This window comes from Gilliamella sp. WF3-4 (genome assembly GCF_001690275.1).
GTDB classification, from domain to species: domain Bacteria; phylum Pseudomonadota; class Gammaproteobacteria; order Enterobacterales; family Orbaceae; genus Gilliamella; species Gilliamella apicola_C.
In genome coordinates this window covers 1-20,369 of record NZ_LZGW01000061.1, presented here as the reverse complement: position 1 = coordinate 20,369, position 20,369 = coordinate 1, and the positions used below count along the sequence as shown (strand labels likewise).

The following is a 20,369-nucleotide window of genomic DNA, read 5'->3' as shown; positions in this document are numbered from 1 at the left end:
CGTAAAAAAATTTTTTACTTTTAATGATTAATTCATTAATCATAGACACCAATCTCTTCTGCTTTGGCAATTAACTCATCTTGCAATGAACCTTGTATTTCATCTCCATCATACTCAAGAATGAAATCACCACTAATATTAGGAGGAAAACGTGAACCATCTATGGTGCCAAAAATTGTTGACATTGTATCTATCATTACTATACGCAGAAAATTAAAAATCTTTTCTTGGTCTTTATCTGATAGCTTTGCGATAATACTCCTTGCTCTTGCATAAGGATCATCGCTGTTTATAGGTTCACTTGAATTACTTAAATTATTTTTATAATATTCAAGTCGTTCATTTAAGAGCTCATCTAAAATTGAGTTGACGATTAATTCATCTTTTCCTATTTTATTCATTTAACAACCTCTTTTTCCATTAGGTTTTAGTTTTCACATTTCTGGAAACATTTCTTTATTTTTGGCGATTAATTTCTGAAAAGCATTATTGGGTATTTGTGGGTAACCCTTTCTTAGTTCACGTATACCTCTAGCTAATAATTCTCTAGCATGACTAAATGGTTTTTCTGTTCTAGAGTTAATTTTACTACGTGCAACAATTTCAACTTCATCTGTAAGGAACTTATGTCCAACTTTGGGAACTAAAATAGCAGGGATAATACCCTTTTACAAGATTTTGCCTAATCGCTTTTTGCCTTACATGGTGAGCATTCAGTCCTAAATGATCGGCTCAAGTCAAAGCATTAGGCGCATACTGGACAGATTAAACCCACCAGCAGCTCAATCGGGTCTGGCTGAGTAAATCTTCCTGTATCTGGATGATAGTACCTGAAAGTATTGTAATGTAAACTGATTACTTGTCTAAATTATAACCTTGATAGTATGAATTATATTGTATCGATACCTGTACTATTTTTGTATCATTATACTTCATAACTAATAGCTGATTTTCTACAATATAGGTAGCAAAATAGGTAGCAAAGAAATAAAAGCGATGAAAATTTAGATGTACGATCTTTTCTACATTGATTAATTACTCTAATAATGAGAAAACATGATGAAATTCTTCGTTTTTTATCAAATCCTGTATCGTTTTATTTATTACTTTATCATTTAAACTCTCAACAATAATCATATCTGATGCCCAAAAATATAAGCCATTACAACACTCTTTTGTCTCTTTATACTTATTCAAAATAGAAATTATATTTTCGATAGTGAAAAATGTTGCAGCATACCGCTTTCCATTGTCTAAAAAAACTTCAACATCAACATTATCATTGACCTGATTAAGATCCCGATCATAGTTTAAAATTTTAATATTCATAATACTTAAGTTCCTTTACCAAATACTTTTAAAACTTCATTGATAACTATTTGCTCATTAGCCTTATTAGATTTACTAATATTTCAATTATACTATCATTTATTTCTCTGAAATAAACACGTGCCCATATCGAACTCTAGTTTCAGAAAATCCATGACCTATGGGTTTTGGTGCGACAGTCTGATTTTTTTATTCTTTAAAAGAAGTTTTTTTGTTAAATGAACGATACTTGATTGATGCGATTTTCCTATAATCTCAGCTTTTTAAAAAAGTTTATTACTTTCTTTTATTCACGAATGAATTTTGAAACAACTCAATTTCCACGGATCAACTCAATCCAATAGGCGCATACTGATAAAGATTAATACTGCCAGCTAAACCTACCAGATTCGGCTGAGTAAATCTATCTATATCCGGATCATAGTACCTGAAAGTATTGTAATGCAGTGTAAATACCCCAAACTTAGCACACAACTCGCGTAGAAAATTAGGCAGCCTGTTTTAACGTTTTATATTAGATCGGTGTCATATTATTTAATGCCTCATGCGATTGAAACTATTCCCTAAAAAACTATTCCCTAAAGTAGTACTGTTTGGCTACCACTGATTTACCACACTCTGACACACCATTAATACAAAGACGTGTTTACTTTTTTTGCTAGAGTAAATTCTTTATTTCTATTATGGGTAACCTGTACAAGTTAATACTCTTTTACAATTTAAAAAAGTTTTTTTGTGATCTGGATCGGGTTTTAATTTTTAACTAGAAAGTTGTTTATTGGTTAAACGTTATTTTAATAAATTGATTTCGATCACAAAAATAAATTTCTTTGTTTGATTTTATTTTCGAAAGTAATTAATCTTTCATTATAGTTTTGTTTTCGAAAGTTAAACTAAAAACTTAGTGGATAAAACAATAATGGAGATCAAATATGAATAAATGTCAGCTTCTTTTCGAAGACAACCTTACATTTGATAATCAATTAGCAGCATTAACTTATATTAGTGAGCAATTACAACAAAAGAATCTTGTTAAACAAAGTCACTTAAAAGCATTACTTGAAAGGGAAGCGTTATTTCCAACAGGGATAGCTTTTGATAATTATGCTGTTGCCATCCCTCATTGTGAAGCAGAGCATGCTAACTCTCCAGCTATTTTTATTCTTCGTACCCAGCTACCAGTTGAATTTAACCGGGCTGATGATGATAGTACCGTTGATGTGTCATTGATTATTTCACTTGTTGTCACTTCGCCAAAAGATCAAATTGAACTATTAAAAGCACTTTTCTCAAATTTACAAAATAAAGAATTTTATCAATTTTTATTAAACGCTCCACAAAATGAAATAGTGGTTCGTTTTAATAACGTGATATTTAATCAATAAGTTTGGAGGCATTATGAAAAAGAAGATTATTGTTGCATGTGGTGGTGCTGTTGCAACATCAACTTTGGCGGCAGAAGAGATAAAAGAATTATGTAACGAAAATAACATTCAACTAGATCTTATTCAATGCCGTATTAATGAAATTAATACCTTTATCGATGATGTTGATTTGATTTGTACTACGGCCAAAATGGATCAAGATTTTGGTGATATTCCAATTGTGCACGGTATGCCTTTTGTCTCTGGTGTAGGTATTGATCAACTAAAAGAAAAAATATTACTTATTTTAAAGGGGTAAATCTATGTTTACTGAAATTATGCAGTATATTTTGGATCTTGGTCCATCGGTAATGTTACCCATTGTAATAATTCTTTTTTCTTTGGTATTAAGAATGAAAGTGGGTGATGCCTTAAAAGCGGGTATTCATATAGGTATTGGTTTTGTTGGTATCGGCTTAGTTGTCGGATTGCTAACTAGCTCGGTTGGGCCAGCCGCTAAAGCGATGGCTGAACGATTTGATATTAGTTTAAATGTTATTGATGTAGGATGGCCAGGTGCAGCGCCAATGACTTGGGCATCACAAATCGCTTTAGTTGCCATTCCTATCGCAATTGCAGTAAATATTGTTATGTTAATTTTAAAATTAACTCGAGTCGTTAATGTGGACATTTGGAATATATGGCACATGACATTTTCTGGTGCACTTGTTTATATTGCTACAGGCTCTTATTGGCTTGGTATTCTTGGCGTTATCGTTCATGCCATTATTGCTTATAAACTTGGTGATTGGTTTGCTAAAGATACCAAAGATTTTTTTGAACTTGATGGTATTGCAGTCCCTCATGGCACATCGGCTTATTGTGGTCCAATTGCGGTTTTTGTTGACGCATTCATTGAAAAGATTCCAGGCGTTAATAAGATTAATTTTAATGCGGTGGATATACAAAAACGGTTTGGTGCATTTGGTGAGCCAGTGACAGTAGGCTTATTTATGGGAATTATTTTAGGATTACTAGCAGGATATGGCGTAAAAGAAATATTGCAGTTAGCTATTCAAACTGCGGCGGTAATGTTATTAATGCCTCGAGTGATTAAGCCTATTATGGATGGTTTAACGCCAATATCTAAACAAGCCCGTAAACATTTACAATCAAAATTTGGTGGGCAAGATTTTTTAATTGGTTTGGATCCCGCACTGCTATTAGGCCACTCAACCGTAGTATCGGCTAGCTTAATTTTTATTCCTTTAAGTATTTTCATTGCCATTATTTTGCCGGGTAACGAAGTTTTACCATTTGGTGATTTGGCAACAATTGGATTTTTTATCGCGATGGGAGTTGCTGTTCATCAAGGTAATTTATTTAGAATTATTGTGTCAGGCTCAATCATTATTGCTATCACACTCTGGATTTCCACACAAATGATTCCATTGACAACTCAACTAGCCATTAATGCTGGCACTGTTACTGCAGATAATGGGGTTTCGGTCGCCGCAATGGATCAAGGTGGCTCGCCGATTACTTACATTATGGTTCAGTTGGTTAATTTGAAACAACCTATTGGGCTAGCAGTTATTGGAATATTTTATTTATTTTGCTTATTTTTGACATGGAAACGTGCAAAAAACAAATTATTGTCCAAAGTTCAATAAATAGCTTAAACAGATAAATTCAAATAAAAATTATCAAGATAAGTAAAATGATTTCACTAAAAAGCTAGTAAAAGCTACACCTCAATATAATTTTATTGCCAATAAAGGAAAATAATATGAAAGCGGTTGTTGTTAATGAAGAGGGAGCCTTATTAATACAAAATATTGAAATCCCCAAAATAACGTCTTCAGAACAAATTTTAGTAAAAGTTGCTTATTGTGGCTTATGTGGTTCAGATATTCCACGAATATTTCATCATGGCGCTCATTTTTATCCAATTACGCTTGGGCATGAATTCAGTGGCACAATTGTAGAAATAGGAAGTGGTGTAACCGAGTTTGAAGTTGGTGATTTAATCTCTTGCGTGCCATTATTACCCTGTTTTAAATGTGATGAATGCCAAAAGCATTACTACTCACTTTGTAAAAATTATACTTTTGTTGGCTCAAGGATAACAGGCGGTTTTGCTGAATATGTTGTATTAGATAAGAAAAACGCATTCAAATTACCGAAAGGAATCAGTCTGCTTGAGGGCGCTTTTTTTGAACCAATGACGGTTGGAATGCATGCATTATTATTGGCAAAGGGATGCCAAGGAAAAAATGTCGTGATTGTTGGCGGCGGAACCATAGGGCTACTTGCTATGCAATGTGCAAAAGCAATGGGCGCGAAATCAATAGCCGTGTTAGATATCAATGATGAACGGCTCAATCTTGCAAAACAATTAGGTGCAGATGCTATTTATAATTCTAAAGACCTTACTACCGAAGAAATTCATCAGGCTTTATCTGCATCTCGCTTTGATCAAATTGTATTAGAAACAGCTGGTTCCCCGATTACGGTCAGATTGGCTATTGAAATTGCAGGCCCAAGAGCAAAGGTTGGTTTGATTGGTACACTTCATAACGATATTACTCTTTCAGAAAAAACATTTGGGCTTATTTTACGGAAAGAATTACAAATGTTAGGTAGTTGGATGAATTATTCTGCTCCATGGCCAGGGAAAGAATGGGAGCTAGTTAGCCAGTATTTTATAGATGGAAAAATCAAACTTAATGAACTTATTGCGAGTGTTGGTGATTTTGAGTCATTTATTAGACAAATTAGCGCTTTAAATGGACGTTCTATGAATGGCAAAATTTTATTAAATTGCATTTAGTTATTTGATTTAGTCAGTTATTAAAAATGAAAACTTATTTTTTGATTTTGTTTGTTATACACTGCTAAAAAATTTTCGAAAAAGGAAATATTATGAATGCAAGTGAAAGACGTCAACAAATAGTAGAGCTCCTTAATATAAAAGGAACTGTGTTAGTTTGTGATTTATCAGAACAATTTAATGTTTCAGAAGTAACAACTAGAACTGATCTTAGATTGTTAGAAAAACAAGGAGAACTAACACGCTTTCATGGTGGTGCAACCAAAATCATTAATAACAGTGATACAAGATCATTTAAAGAGCTGCAATTAGAAGAACGTTATCAGCGATTTATAGAAGCTAAAAAGCGTATTGCAATTGAAGCGGTTAAATATGTTAAAGAGGGTGATACCATTATTTTAGATAGTGGCAGTACCACCATGTTGATAGCTGAAGAGCTTGTGAAATTAAAGCATATTACGGTTATTACCAATAGTCTTACCTCAGCATTTATCTTATCCGACAATAGTGACATTATGTTATTTATGTGTGGTGGTACGCTTAGGCACAAGACTCGTTCTTTTCATGGAAAAATTGCTGAGCAATCGTTGGATGGCATTTCTGCTGATATTTTATTTGTTGGTGCGGATGGAATTGATGCAAAAAGAGGAATAACAACCTTTAATGAAGGTTACACTATTAGTAGTATTATGGCTCATGCCGCCAAAAATGTGGTTGCTGTTTTGGATTCATCAAAATTTGGGCGCAATGGTATAAACGTGGTGTTACCACTTAGCCAACTTAATACAATCATTACGGACAATGAGGTTGACGATAGCTGTAAGCATGAATTTGAGGCAAAGGGTATTAGTTTTATAGCGGTTTAATATTTGTGTTTACAATAGTGTACTTTCTTTAAAATATACTTAACCTATCATAAAACCAAAGACGATTGCTTATTTAGGTTTGATAAAAGAAACGCGTGATTTTTTTCTTTTTAGTAAAGTCGGTTTAATGATTTCGGGTATTTAAGTTTGTTATTTCTCCCAACGTTATTAATGCGTAGGTGAGAATATGATATTAACAATTACGATGAACCCTTCAGTGGATATATCGTACCCATTAAATAAATTGGTTATTAATGATATTAATCGAGTTGCAGAGGTAAAAAAAACCGCAGGAGGGAAAGGACTTAACGTTACTCGCGGCATAAAATATTCAGGAATTCCTGTTCTTGCATCAGGTATTATTGGTGGAACAACAGGGGAATATATTCAAAAGCAATTAGATAACGATAATATTAATTATAACTTTTATGTTACCCAACACGAGTCAAGAAACTGTATTGCAATTTTACATGAAGGATATCAAACGGAAATCTTAGAATCAGGGCCGGTATTAGATAACCACGATGTCGATATTTTTTTGAGACACTATCAAAAATTACTAAGTCAATCGACGGTTATCACGATTTCAGGGTCATTACCACAAGGTTTTCCCGTCGATTTTTATACCCAATTAACTGAAAAAGCGAATAAGCATCAAATTCCTGTTTTGCTTGATTGCTCAGGTAAGACGTTAATTGCTGTATTGAAATCAAAAGATAAACCTTACTTAATTAAACCAAATAAAGATGAGCTAAAACAAATTATTCAAATGGATATTGATGAAAATGATACAAGCTCATTAATAAAAGCCCTGCACCATCCATTACTTAATGACATTCCTTTTGTTATTTTGTCACTAGGCCAAAACGGCGCTTTTGCTCGCTGCCACAATCAATATTACCAAGTTTCAATTCCTAAAATAACTGTGGTTAACCCAGTTGGATCTGGTGATGTCACATTAGCCGGACTTGCTGCCAGTATTCATGAAAATGAAACTGTAGAGGTTATGCTTAAACGTGCAATGACGATGGGAATGCTAAATACAATGGAACCGCAAACCGGCTTTGTCAATATGGCTAACTATGACCATTATTACCGTCAAGTTAATGTTATACATATCATTGAAAAATAAATAGATTATTTAAGGAGTAAATTATGTATCTTATTTCAAGTCAAGAAATGTTAAAAAAGGCTCAACGTGAATGTTATGCAGTACCTGCATTTAATATACACAATCTTGAAACAATTCAAGTTGTAATTGACACAGCTAAAGAGATGCAATCACCGGTGATACTTGCTGCAACACCTGGAACTTATAGTTATGCAGGAATAAACTATTTAATTAGCATTTGTAAAACCGCGGCAAGCATTAATCATTTTCCTTTTGCTTTGCATTTAGATCATCATGAAGATATCAATGATATTCAAACCAAAATAGAGGCGGGAATTCGATCTATTATGATTGATGCCTCTCATTATCCATTTGAAGAAAATATTGATATTGTTAGCAAAATGGTTGCTTTTAGCCACAAATACAATGCGAGTGTTGAAGCAGAATTGGGTCGATTAGGCGGGCAAGAAGACGATCTTATTGTTGATGCTAAAGACAGTGCTTTTACTGATCCCGATGCGGCCAAAGAGTATGTTGAGAGAACAAAGATTGATTCTTTAGCGGTCGCCATTGGTTCTGCTCATGGCTTATATAAAGGCGAACCTAAACTGGATTTTGATCGTTTAGCAAAAATTCGTGATAAAGTCGATATTCCATTGGTTTTACATGGCGCTTCTGGCATACCTGAGCAGATGGTGAAACAGTCAATTTCATTAGGAATTTGTAAAGTTAATGTAGCAACAGAATTAAAAATTGCTTTTTCAGATGCTTTAAAACAAGATTTTAAACAACATCCTGATGCCAATGATCCAAGGCATTACATGCAACCAGCAAAAACCGCAATGAAAAAAATTGTCGCAGATAAAATCCGCATTTGTGGTAGCGAAGGCAAATTATAGTATGAAATCTAAAATAATTATTTTTTGATTTAGGTAGCCTTTTTATAAATTCATAACCAGTAGTTGATACTGCTGGTTAAAATTTATCAACCAATAATAATTTATAAAAAAACTTAAAAAATAATATAGAAATTGATAAAGGTAATATTCTTATGTGTTGATTATATTCATAATAAGCAATAAAGACGTGCTTATTATGAATAGTACTAATTAATTAGTGATATTACTCATCACGTGTTTAAATGTTGAAAAAGAGCAGAACCCCATTGCATTCGTTGGGCAATTTGTCATAGTCAACGTGACTTTTTGTGGTGGATTATTACGATTTAATGGTGATAAATCACGAATTTGTTTAGTTGATTGATAAAAATACTCAATTTTCATCAATTTGTCACCACTGCGATTATCACGCCATTTTTGGAATACAATTTTACCGCCAATCGGCGTTGTTTCAAATTGGTTCGGTAAGTGATAAGGCTGGATTTGCATCGCTGAAAATAACGAAGCAACGTTTGAATCATGTCCGACTAAAAGAGTAAATTTGGTTGTTTCTTTATTATCATTATCAGAAAAAGCCGAATTAATATAATTAACTAAATTTGCCGCAACATGTTTTGCAATAACTGGCGAACCGAATAGCACGGTATTATAGCTTTCTTTAATGGTCACAAGTTGTTTAAATTGTTGTTCGTCTTTTATTTTACCCCAAGCAACGTTGTTTAACGGTGCTCCTTCATAATATTGTAAAATAAAGGCATCGGCAAGTGATGTACCTACACGCAGTGGACCAGTGATACCTGGTTCTTTACCTTTTTCTATTATCAATTCTGTTGGTGAGGAAAAAAAATCACATTGTTTATCAGTAATGCAATTTTTTGATTTTTGGTAATCAATTATATTTGCCATATCTTGATATATGCTTTTTAGATTTTTGTTTAAACCAGTAATACCATTTATATCCGCGTTCTTATTAATTGAAGTAATAGCAGCTTGTTTAAATTCAATGCTATCATCTTTAATTACAGGAAAAAACAATGGATCCATTTTACCTAATTCTTCTTTATGTATGATTGGCAAAATACAACCAGGAAATGCACCAACGGTAAAATATTGTCCTGTGGCAATAGTTCTTTGTAGGCTATTAGTATAAATATAGACATCTTTTTCGCTAGGACAGCTGTCAGCAGGTAGCAGTTTATTATCAGTTAACCATTCACTAAAATAATGACCAAAATAGTTTTCTAATATGCCGCCACGGATTGTTAAATAACTGGCAGGGGTATCCCATTGTGGCCATTGATTGGGGGTGATTTTACCAAGAGTACTCGTTGGGCTGGCTAACGGAGCACGTAAACCATGGCGACTAAAAACAACCACTTGTTCTAAAGTGTAGTCATCATGATTATCTATTGCATACGTTGGAAATGATAAAATACATGCAAAACTTAACATTGCATTTAATATTGTTTTTTTCATATGAGTTCCTTTTACGTTCCTTATTGCATTACTTATTACATCATTAAGTAATTAATTTTTAAAATTTATTTTATGCCATTTTACTTAATATGACACAAAATCATTATCTATCTGATAAATATTGTTCCTTGAATTTTTTTGATTTGTAGACGACATTTCCATTAACAATGGTAGCAATTAAATCATTCTCGTTATCAAGTAATACCAAGTTAGCGCGTTTATTTGGGGTAACACTGCCTAACTCGTGATCCATTCCTAATGCTTTGGCTGGGTAATAGCTACCATGCAACCAAGCCGATTCAAAACAAATATTAGTAAACTTAGCTAAGTTATGCACAGCGCGATCTAACGTTAAAACACTACCTGATAAACCACCGGCTTCGGTTTGCACTACATTATCATGCTTATGTACTAATAATTTTCCTAAATGGTAATCACCATTAGGCATTCCTGTTGCTCGCATTGCGTCAGTGATAAGCAATAGATTTTCACCACAACAATGGTGGGCGATAGCAACCGCGGCGGGATGAACATGATATCCATCTACGATTATTTCTGTTTGGCAATTATTCATGGACAAAGCAGCCCCAACAACACCCGGTTGGCGATGATTTAATCCAGACATACCGTTATAACAATGAACTACACCACTAGCCCCTGCTAAGAGTGCCAATTTTGTTGTTTGATAGTCCGCATTAGTATGCCCAAGCATAACACGAACTTTTTGGGCGCATAGCCATTTTATTATTGATAGTGACTCAGGATATTCAGGCGATAAAGCAATGCTTTTTAAGGTTCCTTCTGATAGTTTTAACCATTTTTTTATTAATGTGAGTTCGGGGTTGTGTAATAACTCCTCTGGATGAGCTCCTTTGTGGATCGCTGTAAAAAAGGGACCTTCTAAATATGAGCCTAATAAGGTTGCGCCATCTACTCCTTGTTTTATACTGTTTTTAACTTGTATTAATGCGGCTTCAATTTTTTCATGGCTTTCAGTTACGGTTGTTGCTAAAAAAGCACCAACACCATGTTTAGCTAAAAAACAGCTCATTGTATTTAATGAGTTGTGCGTCGCATCCATGGTATCTGCTCCCATGACCCCATGGATATGGGTATCAATGAGCGCAGGCAATACTTTAATATCGGTTGAGCACGGCTTATCACTTACATTAATATCACTAATTTTATCACCTTCAATGCGGATGACCGTATTTTCTAGCCAGCCTGTTGAAGTTAATAGTCGTTTGGCATAAATTGTTTTATATCCCATCGGCAAACTCCTTATTGATAGATGACTTTTTTTGCTGTTCATGCCATAGACTACTGATACTATTTTTAGCGTTTTTGATGGTTTCTAAACGCAAAGTTTGTATATCTAATACATCTCGTTGTAATAAAATTTCAAGTAAAAGTGGCATATTAATGCCACTAATTACTTCAATATGCTTAAATTGAAAACTTAGCATTGCAGAGACTTTAAACGGTGTACCTCCAACGATATCCGTCAAAAAAATAACACCGTCACCTTTATTACACTGTTCTAATGATGTGGCTAATTGTTGTTCAAATGATTCACTACTCATACCATCAGGAAAATCAATCGCATCAAATTGTGCTTGTGTTCCCACAATTTGGGTTGCCGCTTGGTAAAGGCCAGTAGCAAAGCTACCGTGGCCTGTTAAAATTACTCCGACCATTATGTTTCCTCTATAAAAAGTCTACTAATTTGCCCAAAACGCCAATTACAACGGTTAAACCAATTAATTTAACTGGGGAAAAATTACGTCGCATCAAGAAATAAACAATGAGCGTAAATCCTAGTGGTAATAAGTTAGGCATTAATTTATCAAAAACATCAGCTTGTAAAGCGATGTGCGTTTGACCTATATGGATTTCTAGTGGCGTTGTTAAATGTACATACGAGGCAATTAGCGCGCCAATGACAGTCATTCCGACAATGGATGCTGCATGTGAAATCCGCTTTGTATGGGTTTTTAATAAAGGTAATGCGCTGGTACCTGCACGATAACCGTAATGAGCCAGTCCAAAACGTAAACCGAAGTGGGCAATATTAAATAATAATAAAAAGATAATAGGACCAAACAAACTGCCATCTAGAGCTAATGATGCGCCAATACCTGCGCATATTGGTAATAAAGTTAACCAAAATAATGCATCACCAATGCCGCCTAATGGCCCCATTAAAGCAACCTTAACACTTCGGATCGTTGAAATATTTTCCTTCCCTCTTTCCATCGCTAACACTAAGCCGGATAAAAAGGTCGCATCAAAAGGGTGTAGGTTGATAAATTCCATATGCATGTGCATAGAGTTTTTCAAATCATCCTTATTTTTATGAATCTTACATAAGGCTGGTAAAATAGTAAAAAGCCAACCGCCAGCTTGCATTCGTTCATAGTTGAATGAAGCCTGTAGTGCAAGTGATCGAAATGCCATACGATTAATATCACTTTTAGTTAAAGTGACATCTTGACTTTGGTCATAATAAGTATCGGCTGTTGTTTTACTGGTGGCTAATGCTTGTTCCATTCGTTGTTCAGCTTTTGCTGCCATTTTAGTTTCATCATCATCATTAAATCCCATCTTCCACCTCCATTGAATCCACTGAACTTGTTGGTTTATCTTTGTCGCTGTTATCTCGGTTATAATTAAAGAAATCAATCATCGCGATAGCTAATGCGCCCAATGCAATTGCTAAAATTGGGAGTTTAAGGTAAGTAACACCAAGAAAACCAAGAATAAAATAAGCAACATAAGTTTTCTTAATCATGATTTTCATTAACATGGCAAAGCCAATAGCAGGCATCATACCACCAGCAACACTAAGTCCATCAAGCAACCATTGAGGTGATTTTTTTACTAGCGCCGTTGCTGTATCTGCCCCCAAATAAATAGGTAAAAATGCAACAATAAAATAAAAACAAAATAAAATAACCATACCCAAATAGTTAATCCATTCAATACCTCTGAAATTGAGCTGATCAATAAAACGATCGCACTTATGCATCATAGGTGAATAGATCGTAAATAAAATAGTGATACAGCCTTGTACTGCGATGGCAAAAGGCACAGCAATACCAATAGCAATTTTAGGATCAGCGTGAGTTAAAATAGCAAATGTTGTGCCAATTATTCCTCCAATAACTACATTTGGCGGTTGAGCACCGGCTAAAGGCACCATTCCCATCCATACAAGTTCTAGTGAACCACCAACAAACAACCCTGTTTTTACATCACCTAAAATTAGCCCAACTAAAGGGCCAATTACCACCGGCCGGTGCAGGTGAGTGAGTCCATCAAATAGATCTACACCAGCTATACCTGCCAGAATGCCAATCAATAATGCATCCATTAACATACCGCATCCCTCATTAAGATAAATTGAGTAAATCTGTGATTTTTTCGCCGACTTCGTCAGGTACGCGACGAATTTCACAAGTGACACCTAATTGATTAAGCTCTTTAAACGCCGCAATATCACTGTCATCAACGGATACGGTTTTATGTATTTGCTTTTTACCTTCTGAAAAATGCATATTGCCTACATTGACAAATTTAATTGGTACACCACCTTTTACTAAAGTTAAAACATCTTGTGGAGTTTTACATACAATAAAAATTTTTTGGTGAGTAGCGGCTCTGCCAATAACATCAATGGTTTTTTGAAGGGTAAAATAACGCGTTTGAATTCCTTCAGAAATAACCATATCCATTAAATTTTGTTGTACAGGATCTTGTGCTGCATTGTCATTGGCGACTAATAATAAATTAGATCCAAGTGCATTAACCCAAGTTACACCAACTTGACCATGAACTAAACGATTATCAATACGTGTCATAAGAATATTGGGTGTACTCATATTCATTGCTCCTTTTTGAGTTTATTAATTTTGAATAACTATCTATTTAAACTTTATTAAAAGGGTAAATAGTCACACCTTTTACCACTCTATTGACTTCTCCTGTTGGACAAGGGTTATCTGGAGTTAATCCACAGCTTAATGATTTCTCAAAAGCAAGCATTTGGGCAAAAATAAGGTAAGGGAAGATAAGCCAGCAATCATCAAGATCGCAGTCAACTGATAATATATTTTGATTATTACATTCTTGACCACTTAACGCTAATACATCGGTGGCAATATGATCATTTGCAAGCTCATTAAATAGATCGGTGTCATACTTATGTATATACGTATCATTAGAGAAAAAGCAAACAACTAAACTTTGCTTATCTACCATAAATTTAGGTCCGTGACGTAATCCTAATATTGAATCAAATCGACTGGCTATTTTACCTGCGGTGAGTTCTAAGATCTTTAATGCTGATTCTTGAGCGATACCAGTAAAACAACCGCTGCCAACGTAAATAACACGACGATGTGATTTTGTGGCTAATTGCTTGGTAAGTGTTTGCCAACTTGTTAATTTTTCTTCACTAATATTTGCAATTTTGGTTACCGCATCATGGGCTTTTTTCTCATCAAAATTGCCGAAAATTAATAACGTTGCTAGCAGCATACAGCTAATACTTGATGTCATGGCAAAACCTAAATCATTTGTCCCTTCAGGCATAATTAATTCAAAAATACGGCTTTTATTATTGGCTTTAGAGGCATACTCGGTTAACGTGCTATTTGGGTTGCAGGTCAAAAATAGATGATAACAATCGGGAACTAATTGATCGGCAAGTTTAACCGCCGCAACGCTTTCAGGACTATTCCCTGAACGAGCGAACGATACCACCAAGGTTTTTTTATTTGTCCGAAAATATTGTAGCGGTGTTGCCACAATTTCAGTTGTGCCATAGGCAAAAACATTGCGATGAATACATTCTCGAAGCCAAGGGGCAAGAGCCACACCACCAAAAGCCGATGATCCTGCTCCTGTCAAAATGATGTCTAAATCAGGATCATTAAGTAATGGTTGTAGAAATTGTTGTAATTCAACTTGTTTTTGCGTAACTAATTTAAGCACTTCACGCCAAATCTGTGGTTGTTGATAAATTTCTTTAGCCGTATGTTGTGCATTACGTTGTTCTAACCAGTCTAATGAATAATTTAAATATTTTTGCATAATATATTCCCTTTTTATTAAATAATTGTATTGTTAAGACAATAATCATTTATGAATGAGCAATAATGACGTTAATACCTAATTCATCTAATTGATTTAAATAATCTTGTTTTATATTTGAATCAGTGATTAACGTATTAATAAGATTAATTTTTTCTATCATACAGAAACTTTTACGACCAAATTTTGTAGAATCGGTGATAGCAATAATCTGCTCAGATACTTGGCACATTATTCGATTAATTGAAGCTTCGCCAAAATTGGGAGTGGTGATCCCTGCGTTTAGATCAAAACCATCTACACCTAAAAAGAGCTTATCAAAGTGATACATCTTCAATTGTTGTTCAACGGTTGGCCCTGAAATGGAATACGCTTTTTTTCTAATATTCCCGCCAGCAACAATGACCTCAATTTCGGTATTCTTTGATAATTCATAAGCTATGTTAATGGCATTTGTAAATACAATAAGATTTTTCTTTTGGAGCAAATATGGAACCATGGACGCGGTAGTCGATCCTGAATCAAGAATAATATGATCGCCGTTATTGACCAGCTTAGCGGCTTTTTGGGCAATTTTATTTTTTATGTCTGAATTAATACGACTTTTATCAAGTAGTGGTTTATCAAGGACAAAAGCTTTATTGATCATTGCCCCACCATATGAACGAAACGCGCATCCTTTTTTTTCTAAGTATCGCAAATCATTACGGATGGTGACGGTTGAAACTTTGAACAATTTACTCAAATTATTTACTAATACGGTATTTTCTTTCTCAAGCAAATGTATGATCTTTTCTCTGCGTTGTAATGTATTGATTATTTCTTGGCTCATGATAGACCATTCTTTTTATTACGTTATTTTATGAAATTTAATCATAAGGAAGAGAATGAAAATGTTAGGTGGGTCACAAAAATAATTTAATAAAAAAAAGTAAAAAACCCTTTTTATTTGAAGCGAAACGAAAGGAAAGTGGAATATCGCTTATAGTATGAAATGAGTAACAATCCGGTTAATTACGTAATTATCAGAGAATTCATAATTAAAAAAAGAAAAGCCTGGAAAAAATTAAAAAAAATTAAATTTCATTTAGTGGTGTGATTAAGATCACAAATTTCATAATTTGAGACCCTATCCTACATTTTGTGTTTTTGCCGGTTAAAGATGACAGGGAATTCTGTCACCAAATTCTATAATAAACCGACTCATTGCACTTTTCTAGTTTTGGGTTGGCATTGTCCATTTTTCTGATGCTTGTTCGAATCACCTTTTTCACCGAATCACCCGTCGGAAAAACCTTGCGCTTCTTGATAGCATGGCGAATGACGCTGTTCAGTGATTCTATTGTATTGGTGGTATAAATTGCCTTACCAATATCTTTCGGATAGGCAAAAAAGGTGGCTAGATTATCCCAATGGCAGCGCCATGATTGAACCTAGCCCAAAAAATAGCCAAATACCACCCCTATAATATAACTAACAATCATAGGAGAACACATTATGATCAAAAAATTTAGCACAGAGTTCAAAAAACAGTTGGTTGATTATGCATTATCTAATGCGCATCTTTATCAGAAATCGCTAACTTTCCCGCCATTTATAGAAAGTTGAATTACTCATGCCATATTTACGGATAATACCTCACGCTTAAAGGACATATTACACTTTCTACTTTCCCTTGGCTGTTTGGATGGGCTTACTATTTATATAAGGATTTTATATAAACATTATTCCTCCTATTTATTGGCGCAAAAATACAATCATTTTTGTAAAAAATATTCAGGAATCTATACCGTTTCAGCATGAAATCATTTTAAATTCAATGGGTTAATAAATTATTTTTCACAAAGCATCGAATGGCTTAAATCCCTTATTTAGCTAAAACGTTAAACGGTTATCACTTACTGGTTTAACTAATATAACCCATTAATATTCAGCACTATTTATTTAACAATTGAAAAAAAAGATTAAATTTCACACTAAAACAGTGTATGCTTTTTGGCTGAATTGTCTGTTTTTTGCACTCAGTCATGCTGAGTATACGATTAAATAATAACTAAAATAAAAATAAACGGAATAAATTATGAGGAATAATAGGAGAGCAAAACATGTCGAATGAACTTAATCGCCTTTTGGATCAACTTGGTGGTGAGTTTAGCCATTTAATGGCCGGCTTAGGGGGTGTTAGCCATAACCGCTATACCTTAACCGTTGACGGGCTGACCGCACCAATTTCAGTTTTGCATGTTGATGGTGATGAGCAGTTAAATCAACCTTGGCATTATGTGGTTACCTTTACCAGCCCTGACAAAACCTTATCGCCCGATGCGTTCCTTAATCAAAAATCGACTTTCTCCTTTAATCCTGTTATTAACAAGCCATTAACTTCCGCTATTCGTTCACTAAGCGACTTGCCCGCCGTCACCAATAAACGCACCTTGCATGGGGTCATCACTGAATTTAGCCAGCTATCAGTCAATAAAGATGAAGCCCATTACCAAGTCGTGTTATCTTCCCGATTAGCTCGCTTAGCGATAGGGAAAAATAATGCCCTATTTCAAAATCAAAGCGTGGTCAGTGTGGTTGAAGAAGTGCTACGCAGCCACGGCTTTACCGGTATTGATTACCAGTTAGCACTCAAAGACAATTATCCTGAACGGGAGTTTATCACCCAGTGGCAAGAAAGTGACCTAGAATTTATTCAACGCTTATTGGCCGATGTCGGTATCTGGTTTCGCTTTGAAACCCATGTCGAGCATGACTGTGATGTGATGGTGTTAAGTGATTATGAACAAGGCTATGTACAGGTGGCTAATATCGACTATAAACCGCCGAGTGGTATGGCCGATACGGGTGTGGAAAGTGTTTGGGATATCACCTTACATAGCGAAGTGGTACCGGCCTCAGTGACCGTTCAAGACTACAACTACCGTAATGCCAAAGCCGATTTACTCACCGATATCAACACCCAACCCAAAGTCCTCACCACCGATGGCAAGGACTACCGTTATGCCGAGCACTATAAAGGCTTAAATAGCAACGGACAAGATAACTCGCAAACGAGTAACACAAATAACAATGGCGTTGGTAACCATGGTAATCCTAATGGTAATAACCAGTATAACGATAATCAAAACGATAATCAGATTGAAAGTGGTCAGTGGTATGCCCGTATTCGCCATGAACAGGCGATTAGCCAGCAAATTATCATTAAAGGTAAGAGTAATCACTATAACCTTGCCCCCGGTCAATGGATTAATATCAACGGCAGTCCACTGACGAATATTAATGACGGTATCCTCATTTTAAGTGTGCAAGGGCAAGGTAACCGTACTGATGCCTATGCACTTACCTTTACCGCTATTCCCTATCAAGCCTTAAAACCCTATCGCCCCGCGCCCATACGCTGGCCACAAGTCAGTGGCACCTTACCCGCACGAGTGACTAGCCCTGATAATGACACCTACGGCTATATTGACACTCACGGGCGCTACCGAGTTAAATTCAACTTTGACTTAAAAGAATGGAAAAAGGGCAATGAAAGCTTATGGGTACGCTTAGCCAAACCTTATTCGGGTAACACTTATGGTTTTCACTTCCCGTTAATTGACGGCACGGAAGTGGCGATTGCCTTTATGAATGGTAATCCCGATAGGCCGTATATTGCCCATGCCATGCACGACAGCGCCCACCCTGACCATGTGACCACCATTAACAAACACCGCAATGTCATTCGCACCCCCGCCAACAACAAACTGCGCATGGATGATAAACGCGGGCAAGAGCATATCAAACTCGCCACCGAATACGGCAAAAGCCAACTTAACCTTGGTCACCTTGTTAACGAAAAAAAAGCACAACGCGGTGAAGGCTTTGAACTGAGGACGGATGAATGGGGGGCGATTGCTGCCAACAAAGGCTTATACTTAACCACCCAAACCGAGCCGAAAGCCCAAGGCAAACAACTGGATATGCAAGCGGCCATTACGCAACTTGAAAACGCCTTATCAATTGCCAAAGCGCTACAAAATGCCGCTACTCAGTCCGACGCACACAGCGCCGATACCGACAGTCAAGACCAGCTTAAAGCCAACTTAAGTGAGCTAACCCAAAGTGGCCTACTGGCCTATGCGCAAGAAGGCATTGCCTTAACCAGCCCAGAAAACATCCAACTGACAACAGGCAATAGCTTAACCCTAACCAGTGAAAACCAAACCGATATCGCCGCATTAAAAAACATCACCGTATCATCTGGCGAAGCAATAGGGCTATTTGCCCATAAATCAGGCATGAAACTGTTTGCCAACCAAGGCGATATTGCAGTGCAAGCCCAAAATGCCAACCTCAATATGGCGGCCAAGCAAGATATCAAAGTGGATAGCGTTGACGGCAAAGTGACTATTACCGCCAGCGATGAAATCAAGCTTATCTGTGGTGGTTCATACATCAAAATCAGCAGTGAAGGGATTGAACTGGGCACGCAAGATAATGTGTATCTTAAATGTAACGTGATGCAAAAGATGGGGCCAGCAAGTAATCATATATCTGCAAAACTGAATAATAATAATCGAGAGCTCGAAGTCTTATTAAAAAAACAGGTATCGTTTAACTCAAAAGGCTTTTCGGCATAAGGAATAAGGCAATCAACATGACCATAAAAAAAATCGACAATTTCAACTTTCCCGTTGGTGAAGAGCAACTTAGTCAAGATGCGTATTATAAAGCATTATCAGAAGCGAGTAGTGGCTTCTACCCATTTGGTGAAAATGGCATATGGCATGGGGGCATTCATATTGATAAAGGCGTACTAAAAAAGCTGGATAATGATAATGTAGTGCGTTGTATGGCCCATGGTGAAGTGATTGCTTACCGAGTCGATAATATTTATCCTAAAATAGTGTATCAGGACAATGAACAGTTAGACGAAGCTTACCAAGACTGCCAAAAAGTGGCTTATTTTTCAACGGGCTTTACCTTAGTCAGACACCAGTTACAAATGCCTAAAGTCGCAAAAGCAACCGACACGCCACCCTCAATAACCTTATACAGTTTATATATGCATCAACTCGATTGGTATGGTTATCAGCAAAAAGAACAAGAAAGCGATAGTCAGGTTACTTATCCCCATTATTGGCAAGCGAAAGCCGGAGAAGTGGATGAGAAAAACGCAGACACCATTGCTGGCAGCGTGATACGCGAAAATGGAAAAAACACAAAGGTTGTGGGGTTATTGCTTAAAGGCAGTAAAGTTCGTTTAGGTGAACAAAAAAGCGGTATGTCTGGTTGGTATAAAATTGTGTCGATAACCGCAGGGGCGGTGGTAACACCAGATGGCTTTCAACATGAATTGAGCAATATTACGGGTTATGTTTGGCATAAAGATATTGGCACAACAGCAAA

General features: G+C 35.8%; 19 protein-coding genes and 3 pseudogenes. 9 read left to right on the top strand and 13 right to left on the bottom strand.

The genetic code is table 11. The features are described from left to right. Positions 1 to 35 precede the first annotated feature (35 nt). The 4 genes and pseudogenes from A9G47_RS13300 to A9G47_RS15110 all read right to left on the bottom strand — a co-directional run. Entirely contained in the window at positions 36 to 401 is a 366-nt protein-coding gene (locus A9G47_RS13300) for a hypothetical protein (protein WP_065566322.1), read from the bottom strand. Between the two features lie 344 nt (positions 402 to 745). Continuing rightward, complete coding sequence (locus tag A9G47_RS15115) at positions 746 to 856, bottom strand: RHS repeat-associated core domain-containing protein (protein ID WP_081303682.1); 111 nt, start codon at positions 854 to 856, stop codon at positions 746 to 748. A gap of 179 nt (positions 857 to 1,035) precedes the next feature. Further along, positions 1,036 to 1,329 (bottom strand): hypothetical protein, encoded by a 294-nt coding sequence (locus A9G47_RS13295; protein WP_065566323.1) that lies wholly within the window; start codon positions 1,327 to 1,329, stop codon positions 1,036 to 1,038. Between the two features lie 342 nt (positions 1,330 to 1,671). After that, a pseudogene (locus A9G47_RS15110) lies at positions 1,672 to 1,776 on the bottom strand (RHS repeat-associated core domain-containing protein); the annotation flags it as partial. 485 nt (positions 1,777 to 2,261) lie between these two features. Between A9G47_RS15110 and gatA the strand changes: the two are divergent. The 7 genes from gatA to A9G47_RS13260 all read left to right on the top strand — a co-directional run bounded on the left by gatA (position 2,262) and on the right by A9G47_RS13260 (position 8,402). After that, a complete protein-coding gene (gatA, locus tag A9G47_RS13290; RefSeq protein WP_065567837.1) occupies positions 2,262 to 2,714 on the top strand; it encodes a PTS galactitol transporter subunit IIA in 453 nt (150 codons plus the stop codon). Between the two features lie 13 nt (positions 2,715 to 2,727). Further along, complete coding sequence (gatB, locus tag A9G47_RS13285; protein WP_065567836.1) at positions 2,728 to 3,012, top strand: PTS galactitol transporter subunit IIB; 285 nt, start codon at positions 2,728 to 2,730, stop codon at positions 3,010 to 3,012. A gap of 4 nt (positions 3,013 to 3,016) precedes the next feature. After that, positions 3,017 to 4,366: a PTS galactitol transporter subunit IIC gene (locus tag A9G47_RS13280; protein WP_065567835.1), complete on the top strand. Its 1,350-nt coding sequence runs from the start codon at positions 3,017 to 3,019 to the stop codon at positions 4,364 to 4,366. Between the two features lie 116 nt (positions 4,367 to 4,482). After that, positions 4,483 to 5,526, top strand: coding sequence for an alcohol dehydrogenase catalytic domain-containing protein (locus A9G47_RS13275; protein ID WP_065567834.1), 1,044 nt, complete (start codon positions 4,483 to 4,485; stop codon positions 5,524 to 5,526). A gap of 92 nt (positions 5,527 to 5,618) precedes the next feature. Next, positions 5,619 to 6,392, top strand: a complete 774-nt coding sequence (locus A9G47_RS13270) for a DeoR/GlpR family DNA-binding transcription regulator (protein WP_065580210.1) — start codon at positions 5,619 to 5,621, stop codon at positions 6,390 to 6,392. Positions 6,393 to 6,579: 187 nt separating this feature from the next. Further along, complete coding sequence (gene lacC / locus A9G47_RS13265) at positions 6,580 to 7,524, top strand: tagatose-6-phosphate kinase (protein ID WP_065643107.1); 945 nt, start codon at positions 6,580 to 6,582, stop codon at positions 7,522 to 7,524. A gap of 23 nt (positions 7,525 to 7,547) precedes the next feature. Beyond that, positions 7,548 to 8,402, top strand: a complete 855-nt coding sequence (locus tag A9G47_RS13260) for a tagatose bisphosphate family class II aldolase (protein WP_065567831.1) — start codon at positions 7,548 to 7,550, stop codon at positions 8,400 to 8,402. A gap of 210 nt (positions 8,403 to 8,612) precedes the next feature. Here A9G47_RS13260 and agp read toward each other — a convergent pair whose 3' ends face one another. The 9 genes and pseudogenes from agp to A9G47_RS13735 all read right to left on the bottom strand — a co-directional run. Continuing rightward, positions 8,613 to 9,878, bottom strand: a complete 1,266-nt coding sequence (agp, locus tag A9G47_RS13255) for a bifunctional glucose-1-phosphatase/inositol phosphatase (protein WP_081303680.1) — start codon at positions 9,876 to 9,878, stop codon at positions 8,613 to 8,615. Positions 9,879 to 9,981: 103 nt separating this feature from the next. Beyond that, complete coding sequence (gene nagA / locus A9G47_RS13250; protein WP_065643106.1) at positions 9,982 to 11,148, bottom strand: N-acetylglucosamine-6-phosphate deacetylase; 1,167 nt, start codon at positions 11,146 to 11,148, stop codon at positions 9,982 to 9,984. After that, the gene (agaF, locus tag A9G47_RS13245) at positions 11,138 to 11,575 is read right to left on the bottom strand and encodes a PTS galactosamine/N-acetylgalactosamine transporter subunit IIA (RefSeq protein ID WP_065580214.1); all 438 of its coding nucleotides are present in this window, start codon (positions 11,573 to 11,575) and stop codon (positions 11,138 to 11,140) included. The genes nagA and agaF overlap by 11 nt, the downstream gene beginning before the upstream one ends. Before the next feature lie 10 nt (positions 11,576 to 11,585). After that, on the bottom strand, positions 11,586 to 12,482 hold the full coding sequence (locus A9G47_RS13240; protein WP_065643105.1) for a PTS system mannose/fructose/sorbose family transporter subunit IID: 897 nt from the start codon (positions 12,480 to 12,482) through the stop codon (positions 11,586 to 11,588). After that, positions 12,472 to 13,257, bottom strand: a complete 786-nt coding sequence (gene agaW, locus A9G47_RS13235; protein ID WP_065567827.1) for a PTS N-acetylgalactosamine transporter subunit IIC — start codon at positions 13,255 to 13,257, stop codon at positions 12,472 to 12,474. Before agaW ends, A9G47_RS13240 begins: the two co-directional genes overlap by 11 nt. A gap of 13 nt (positions 13,258 to 13,270) precedes the next feature. After that, positions 13,271 to 13,759, bottom strand: coding sequence for a PTS N-acetylgalactosamine transporter subunit IIB (gene agaV / locus A9G47_RS13230; protein WP_065567826.1), 489 nt, complete (start codon positions 13,757 to 13,759; stop codon positions 13,271 to 13,273). A gap of 46 nt (positions 13,760 to 13,805) precedes the next feature. Beyond that, positions 13,806 to 14,972, bottom strand: coding sequence for an SIS domain-containing protein (locus A9G47_RS13225; RefSeq protein WP_065643104.1), 1,167 nt, complete (start codon positions 14,970 to 14,972; stop codon positions 13,806 to 13,808). Positions 14,973 to 15,021: 49 nt separating this feature from the next. Then, a complete protein-coding gene (gene agaR, locus A9G47_RS13220) occupies positions 15,022 to 15,804 on the bottom strand; it encodes a transcriptional repressor AgaR (protein ID WP_065643103.1) in 783 nt (260 codons plus the stop codon). A 384-nt stretch (positions 15,805 to 16,188) separates the two neighbouring features. Further along, positions 16,189 to 16,402, bottom strand: a pseudogene (locus A9G47_RS13735) (transposase); the annotation flags it as partial. A gap of 675 nt (positions 16,403 to 17,077) precedes the next feature. Here A9G47_RS13735 and A9G47_RS13215 point away from each other — a divergent pair. Next, entirely contained in the window at positions 17,078 to 19,600 is a 2,523-nt protein-coding gene (locus A9G47_RS13215) for a type VI secretion system Vgr family protein (RefSeq protein ID WP_065643102.1), read from the top strand. A gap of 17 nt (positions 19,601 to 19,617) precedes the next feature. Further along, positions 19,618 to 20,369: pseudogene (locus A9G47_RS13210) on the top strand (hypothetical protein); the annotation flags it as partial.